Here is an 8044-nt window from a genome sequence, read left to right as displayed (position 1 = left end):
CCCGGCCTTCTGTCGGCTGGCCGCTCTCCTCCTTCTGATTAATCTTCACTTGACGCGGTGGGCGCGCCGGGCCCCCCGCCCCCCCCGGGCGATAGTTCCTGCTGGTCAGTCCGCGACGGCGCTGGTGTCGACCAGCGTCGAGACGTCAGGCGCTTCCTTGATCAAGCCCATCTGCAGCAGCAGGTCGCCGGCAGTCTTGGAAAAATCCTGGAATTCCTTTGTGAAGAACTGCTTGTTTTCGGCCTTGTCGGCCCATTTCAGGTATTTGGCCGATTCCTCGAACTCCTTTGCCGACTGCTTCACGTCGGCGCCCATGGTCTCATAGGATTTCGCTGGATCGCTCTTGATCAGGTCGAGCGCCTCGAAGTAGCTGTCGGCAAGCGCCTTGGCCGCATCCGGATTGGCCTTGAGGAATTCCGGCGTGCAGCCGACCGTGTCGAGCACCATCGGATAGTCGAGAGTGGTCACCAGGATATGGCCCTGATCGGATTTTTCGCGCACTGCCGAAATGAACGGCTCATAGGTGACCGCCGCATCGTTCTGGCCGGCGAGAAACGCCTGTGCCGCCGCATCCGGCTCCAGGTTGACGACCGTCACGTCCTTGGTCGACAGGCCGTTCTTGTTGAGCACCCAGGCCAGCATGAAATAGGGCGACGTACCCGGCGCCGATGACGCGACCGACTTGCCCTTGAGGTCGGCGACCGTCTTGATGTCGTTGCGGGCGACGATGCCGTCGGCGCCGTAGGATTTGTCCAACTGGAATATCTGCTTCGTCGTCACGCCATTGGCGTTCCAGACCAGCCAGGTCTCGACCGTGGTGGCGGCGCATTGCAGGTCGCCGCTGGCGATGGCAAGCGGCCGGCTGGCTTGCGGCACCTTCTTCAAGGTGACGTCGAGGCCGTGCTTTTCGAAGATACCGGCCTGCTTGGCGAGTGTCAGCGGCGCAAAGCCGGTCCATCCACTGATGCCGATGCTGACAGATGTGGCGGCCGTGGCCGGCGCGGATAATCCAACGGCAAGCGTCAAGCTAGCGGCAAGAATTCCGATCCTGTTCATGTCGGTTCCCCTTTTTATCTGTTCGGATGGGGAATTGTGTCACAGACGCCCACAGGCTTGTCAATGAAGCAGATGCTGCACTGCGGTATGTCACCGCCGGCAGCAAACTTCGCCATTAGCGGCTGTTGTACATCCAGCTGCGGTCGCGCCACATTTTTTCGCCGACCAGGCAGTCGGTGACGGGTCTGTCCTGTGCCAGCACCACTGGCGGATGCGCCGCCTCTTCCGCCGCTCGCTGCGGCGAGGCCGGACCGGCAAGCTCCAGCACCAGCTTGCGGCGGATGGTCTCCGGAAACTGCGTCCAGTCATTGACTGGGATCATGAAGGAGCCTGGCCCGCCGATGACGCAGTCGCTGTAGTAACGGTCGAGATTGTTGACATCGTAAGCGCTGCTGAACCCGCCCCTGGTCATCAGCGGCAGGCCGTTGACGGTGATGCCCTGCTTGATCACGGCGTCGCGGGTGATGTCGACGGGCGCACCTTGGTTGTTGGGGCCGTCACCCGAAATGTCGATCACCCGCTTGACGCCCTCGAAGCCACTTTCGGCAAAGAGATCGCTGGCGAATTCCAGGGCGCCGGAGATCGAGGTGCGCCTGGCACTGGCCGGCGGATGAGCGGAAAGCTGCGCTGCCAGTCTCTCGGCGTCGGCACGGTTGGCGATGACCGTCCACGGCACCACGACCTGCTGCCAGGTCGCGCCTGCCCATTCGACATAGGTGACGGCGATCTTGCCGTGGGCGCCGTCGCCAATTGCCTGCAGCACATCGTGGTGCGTCAGCGCCGCCGCATAGCCGTGACGCTGTATTTCGAGCTCGTCCGGCGACATGGACAGGGATACGTCGACTGCCAGCACCAGTTCGACGTCGACCGGCTCGGCGGCGCGGGAGATTGCCGCCGGCCATAGCACCGCCGCCAGCACGGCGGCACCCGAGACGAGATGTCTTGCATCGGCAAAAGCAGACATGCCGCCACGGTAGTCGAGAATCGCCGATCGACAAAGAGAAAAGCCCGGCTGAGAGCCGGGCTCATCCGGTCACATCTTTGCGACCGTCCCGATGCTCAGCTGCGCGGATTTAGATTCGCCGGGTCGTAGAGCGGCCTGTAGCCGACAGCGGCCACTTCGACCGGGTATTTCTCGCCGAAATATTCGGCATTCAGCTTGCGGCCCTCCTGGCAATACGCCCAGGGCAGGTAGGCGAGCGCGATATTCTTGCCGATGGTCGGGCCATAGGCCACCGAGGTCGTGAAGGATCTGCGGCCGAGCTCGTCGACGAGCGTTTCACCGGTTTCCGGGTCCATCACCGGCATCGTGCCGACCGGATAGCGGGGAACGCCGTTCGAATCGGTATTGTCCATCATGACAAGCGTGCAGAGCATGGCCGGTTGATGCGCCCGGGCGCGATATTCCAGATGCTTTGCCTTGCCACAGAAATCGGCCTCCTTGACCTTCGGGCGAGCAAGGTCGGCTTCCAGCAGATTGTATTCGGTCAAGAGATCCGCGTTTTGCAGGCGCAGGCTCTTCTCCATACGGCGGCTGTTGGCATAGGTCTCGACGCCAAAGGCCATCACGCCGGTCGACCGCAGCGCGTCCCAGACGGCCAGGCCGTCTTCGTATCGCATATGCAGTTCCCAGCCCTGCTCGCCGACATAGGAGATGCGGAAAGCGGTCACGTCCTTGCCGGCGATCCTGACGGGCTTGATCGCGGCAAAGGGAAAATTCTCCGGCGTCAGCCCTTCGGGATTTTCCACGACTTTGCTTAATGTTGCCCGCGCGTTTGGACCCCAGATGCCGACAGTCACGTACTTCTCGGTCACGTCGGTGACGGTGACGTCGAAGCCTTTGTCTTCTGCCGTCCTGCGCATGTACTGGAAGTCGCGCGGTCCGGCATCGGCGCCGTCGATCACGCGGCAGCGGTCGGCCATGCGGATGACGGTCAGGTCGGCGCGCACCATGCCTTCCTCGTCGAGGAAATGGGTATAAATGCCCTTGCCGATATTGCCGTCGCCGCCGATCTTTGCCGCGCACAGCCATTCCATCAGCGCGACACGATCCGGGCCTTCCACGTCGTACATCGCGAAATGCGACAGGTTGACGATGCCGCAATCCTCGCTCATGGCGAGATGCTCGGCGTTGGAGACGCGCCAGAAATGGCGGTTGTCCCACTCGTTTTCACGCACTGGCACCCGGTTGCCGTATTTCTCGAGCAGGTGCTCGTTGGCGGCATAGCCATGGGCGCGCTCCCAGCCGCCGAGCTCCATGAAATAGCCGCCGAGTTCCTTCTCGCGCTCCCAGAAGGGCGAGCGGCGGACATTGCGGGCCTTGGAGAAGGGCTCGCGCGGGTGGACCGCCGGATTATAGACCTTCATCGCTGTTTCGGTGCAGCGGTCCCAGATGAACTGCTCTTTGGTCTGGTGCGGATAGAAGCGCGAATAGTCGATGGCGTGGTGGTCGATCGACGTCCGGCCGTCTGTCATCCAGTCGGCGATGAGCTTGCCCATTCCAGGACCGTCCTTGACCCAGATGGCAACGGCATACCAAAGGCCCCTGACCTTCTGGCTTTCGCCCATAGAGGGGCCGCCGTCCGCCGTCACCTGCAGCAGGCCGTTGAAGGAATGGCTCTCATTGTAGCCCAGCTCGCCCAGGATTGGCGTCAGCTCCATGGCGCGCTCGAGCGGCTCAAGTATCTGTTCCATGTCGAGGTCGCGCTGCGACGGCGAAAGCCGTGCCTCATTTTTCTCGAGAATATCGCGGGGATGGCAAAGGCGTGGATTGGTCTCTTCGTAATAGCCCCACTCGATCTGCCCGCCTTCGGCGGTCTTGGGATCGCCGGTATCGCGCATGTAAGCCGAGTTGCCCTGGTCGCGCAGCAGCGGCCAGCCGATCTCCTTGCCGGTGCCGGCGAGCTCGGTGTACGGCCCGAAGAAGGTGAGCGGATGGTCGATTGGCATGACCGGCAGGTCCTCGCCCGCCATTTCCGCAATCAGCCGTCCCCAGATGCCCGTGCAGACCACGACATAGTCGGCGTCGATAGTGCCGCGGTCTGTCACCACGCCCTTGATGCGGCCGTTCTCGATGACGAGGGACTTGGCCGACGTGTTGGCAAACGCCTTGAGCTTGCCGGAGGCTTCCGCCTGGTCGACCAGCTTGCCGGCGACGGTCTGCGAGCGTGGGATGACGAGGCCGGCGTCGGGATCCCACAGGCCGCCCTGCACCATCTGCTCTTCGATCAGCGGGAATTTTTCCTTGATCTCGGTGGGATCGATCAGACGGGCGCGTGTGCCGAAGGCCTTCGCCGAGGCGATCTTGCGCTTGATCTCGGCCATGCGGGCGTCATCTCCGACGCGGGCGACTTCAAGGCCGCCGATGCGCGCATAGTGGCCCATCTTCTCGTAGAAATCGATGGAGTAGAGCGTCGTCCAGCACGACAGGAAATCATGGCTGGTCGTGTAGCAGAAGTCGGAGGCGTGCGCCGTCGAGCCGATATCGGTCGGGATGCCTGATTTGTCGATGCCGACAATATCGTCCCATCCGCGCTCGATCAGGTGATGGGCGACCGATGCGCCGACGATACCGCCCAGCCCGACGATGACGACCTTCGCCTTTTCCGGAAACCCTGCCATTGCCCGCGACTCCAAGATGCTATTGCGGCAGACTATAGGGCGGCGCAACGGCGTGCTTGCAGCCTGTTTGCGACATCGCCAAAAAAGCCCGCGCCACCAGCCCGTCGAATGCAGTAGATCGTCGCCCTCGCCATGCTCGGTACGAAGGCGCTGCAACAGCCCCCGGTCTGTGCAGCTTCGAAGAAAAGTGCTTCCCCTTCATCGCCAAGTGGCGATTACCGGAAGCAAATAAAAGGCCGGGCATTTGCCCGGCCTTCGAAGATCATGGCGCCTACTTTACTTGATGCGGGCGACGCCGCCCGAGATCTCGATCGTTTCCGAACCGGTCAGCGCTTCGAGGTCGCCATTCGGCAAGGTGACGAAGCAGCCGCTCGGGCAGAATTCCACGGTTTCGCCGGCGGCCAGCGCCAGCTCGGTCTTGCCGCCGCCTTCCGTCACGATCAGCGTGCGGGTCTCGGCGTCCTTGTTGACCGCGCTGGCGGCATGGGCCGAACCGCCCAAAGCCAGAAAAGCGATGGCGGCGACGAGAGACTTCCACATTTTGCAGTATCGGTGTTGCCACCGCCTCTGTTGCATTTCGCAAGGCATTCTCGCCGTTTGCATGTGAGCTTATATGCAATGCAAGCTGAACGGCAACTGAATGCCGCATTCATGCCGCAATTGGTTTCCGAAGGCTTGAAGGCAAGCTCCAAACAGCTAGTCAGGATCGGGTTTCCGCACCTTGCGCCCCGATTTAGCGAGACGTTTCGCCTCAGCCGCAGCCAAGGCCTTCACTTGCTCCCGCTCGGCGAATTCGGCCTCGATCTTGTCGTCGTCGATCGGCCACGCCTCATGCTTCTTGGTCTCGACGACGGCGCGCGGCGTCGACGGAATTTCGATATGCTCGCTGTCGAATACATCGAAGATGGCGAAGCGGATGTCGTTCTGCACGACGTTGCCGTTCAAAACGTCAGCCAGGAAGACACGGATTTCAAATTCGAGCGCGGCCGGCCCGAAATTTGTGAACAGCACGAAGGGTTCGGGATTTTTCAGTACCAGCGGATGGCCGCGCGCGATCTCCAACAGGACGGCATGCACGTGCTTGACGTCGCTGCCATAGGCAACGCCGACCTTGATGTCGATGCGACCGAGCTTGTTGCGGTGCGTCCAGTTGCCGACCGCATTGTTGATCAGGTTTGAATTGGGCAGGATCACCGATTGCCGCTGGAACGTCTCGATCTCGGTGGCGCGCACGCTAATCTTCTTGACCGTGCCGCTGATGTCGCCGGCGACGATCCAGTCGCCGACCTTGAACGGCCGCTCGGCCAAAAGGATCAGGCCCGAGACGAAGTTGGAGACGACATTCTGCAAACCGAAGCCGATGCCGAGAGACAGCGCGCCGGCGACCAGCGCGAGATTGGAGAGGTCGATACCGGCCGCCGAGATGCCGACCAGTGCCGCGACCGCGACGCCGGCATAGCCGACCGCAAGCCGGATCGAATTGCGCACGCCGGTGTCGACCCGACCGCGCGCCATCACCGAACCGTCGAGCCAGCCCTGGAACCAGCGCGTCAGGAAATAGCCGATAACGAAGACGACGACGCCAGAAAGGATGCCGGTGACCGAGATCGTCACCGAGCCGATGGTGAGGCCCGTCGCCAGCTTGTAGGCCCAGGCCTGGATGTCACCGGGCTGGAAGCCCCACATCAACAGGATCAGCGGCAGGAACACCAGCACGATCATGATGTTGATGGCAGCGCTGACGACCAGCCCGAGCTGGTCGAGCGCGGTCTCTTCATAGCTTGAATTGGTCGATAGCCAGCGGCCGATCGAGCTATTGGCGAAGCCGCCTTCCTCGCCGATCGCCCGCGCCGACAGGAAGCCGATATAGGCAGTGACCAGGATCGTGCCGGTGACCACGACCTGGACCGACACGAAAATGGCAAGGCCGATATAGCCGAGCAGCGCCGACGCGATAGTGAATAGCCCTAGCGCGAAGGCGGTGTAGCGCAGCCATGCCGGCCACGGGCGCCAGCTCCCGTCGGCAGCCTTGAACGGCTTCAGCAGGCCCATCAGGATCAGGATGACGCCCACCATGATGGTGGCGATAAAGCTTCTGGCGATGGTCAGCGATAGCGGCGAGCCCATCTTGTCGTTGACGACCGACAGGAAATAGTTGATGCCGATGGCGACGGCCATGGCGGTCGTCAGCCGCGCCAGCCAGCGCGCCGGGCCGGTTTCGACCGGGATCAGACGCCAGTTCGGCAGTCGCGGCTCCAGCGCCGCATTGGTCAGCCGGTTGACGCAAAACACCACCGCGATGACGGCAACCAGCGCATTCAGGAAGATGCCGATGTCGCCGCGCAAGACGTTGTAGTAATTGAAGAAGAAGATAGTCGAGACAAGGAAGACGCCAACCGCCAGCGTCGGCAGCAATGTCGACCAGAACGCCACCGACAGACGGCTGAGATAGGAGGGATCCTCGACGGAAGGATCGGCTTCGAAGACGCGGCCGAACAGGCGCCGCCCACCGACAAAAAGCACAGCAGCCAGCGCAAGCGCCATCAAGGTCGCGGCAAGAATGGCCTGGAACTTGAACTTGAAGGCGAAGCTCAGCCAGGACGACACCGCCTTGTAGAAACTGGTAAATTCGTCATTGGCATCGGAAATGACCTCGGGGCTCAATGCATCGGACAGCACGTAGCGCTTGGTGAGCTGATTGCGGAACAGCTCGCTGCGCATATTGCCGATCTTCTCGATCAGTCCGCTGATGCGGATCGACAGGGTTTGCGCCGTGGCGATGACAGCATTGATCTCGGCCTTTTCCGAGGCCAGCGCCTGGCGTTCGCTGGTCACGATATCGGGCTCGGCCGGCTGGCCCGCGGCCGGCGGCGGGCCAAGCTGCTCGAGCCGGCTGTTGATCTCGCTCAGCCGCGGCCGGAAAGCGAGCGCGCTGTTCAGCGAGGCACGCGACATTTCTTCCAGCTGCAGGCGAATATCGACAAGGCTGGCGTCGTCGTCGCCGTCCTGCTGGATCTTCTTTTCGAGATTATCGGTCTTTGTCGTCAGGTCCTGGAGAATCTTCTGCTGATCGCTGACTAGTCCCGCGGGCGCCTGGCCAAGTCCTTGCGCCACCGCTCGCAACGAAAGCGGCGCCGTGGCGACAAGCGCCAGGACCAGAACGAAACGGAGCAGTCGGAAAAGCATGATTGTCTGGCGACTCACGGGCGGTAAGGCGTTCTAAAGGCCTGCTCTTGATAAAGACCGTCATATCTTGGGGCAAGCCGTCCCTGACGGCCCGTTTCGAAGTCGGCCTGTCGAAAAGCGATGGCGCAATCTTGGCTTTGCGTTGGCAGCCTGCTCTATAGTCTGCCGCAAAGCCTGAAAT

At 62.0% G+C, this 8044-nt stretch carries 5 protein-coding genes; all 5 read right to left on the bottom strand.

The annotated features are described in order from the left end of the window. Positions 1 to 105: 105 nt before the first annotated feature. Positions 106 to 1056 (bottom strand): ABC transporter substrate-binding protein, encoded by a 951-nt coding sequence (locus NKI85_RS30050; RefSeq protein WP_352528149.1) that lies wholly within the window; start codon positions 1054 to 1056, stop codon positions 106 to 108. Positions 1057 to 1171: 115 nt separating this feature from the next. Further along, on the bottom strand, positions 1172 to 2020 hold the full coding sequence (locus NKI85_RS30045) for a DUF1194 domain-containing protein (RefSeq protein WP_352779785.1): 849 nt from the start codon (positions 2018 to 2020) through the stop codon (positions 1172 to 1174). Positions 2021 to 2115: 95 nt separating this feature from the next. Continuing rightward, on the bottom strand, positions 2116 to 4677 hold the full coding sequence (locus NKI85_RS30040; RefSeq protein ID WP_352779783.1) for a GcvT family protein: 2562 nt from the start codon (positions 4675 to 4677) through the stop codon (positions 2116 to 2118). A gap of 276 nt (positions 4678 to 4953) precedes the next feature. Then, entirely contained in the window at positions 4954 to 5217 is a 264-nt protein-coding gene (locus tag NKI85_RS30035; RefSeq protein ID WP_352528143.1) for a hypothetical protein, read from the bottom strand. A gap of 156 nt (positions 5218 to 5373) precedes the next feature. After that, positions 5374 to 7863 carry a mechanosensitive ion channel domain-containing protein gene (locus NKI85_RS30030; protein WP_352779781.1) on the bottom strand — a complete coding sequence of 830 codons (2490 nt, stop codon included), beginning with the start codon at positions 7861 to 7863 and terminating at the stop codon, positions 5374 to 5376. Between the last annotated feature and the right edge of the window lie 181 nt (positions 7864 to 8044).

Origin of the sequence: Mesorhizobium sp. M0571 (assembly GCF_040320985.1) — a bacterium.
Lineage (GTDB): Bacteria > Pseudomonadota > Alphaproteobacteria > Rhizobiales > Rhizobiaceae > Mesorhizobium.
This window is presented reverse-complemented; position numbering and strand designations above follow the sequence as displayed.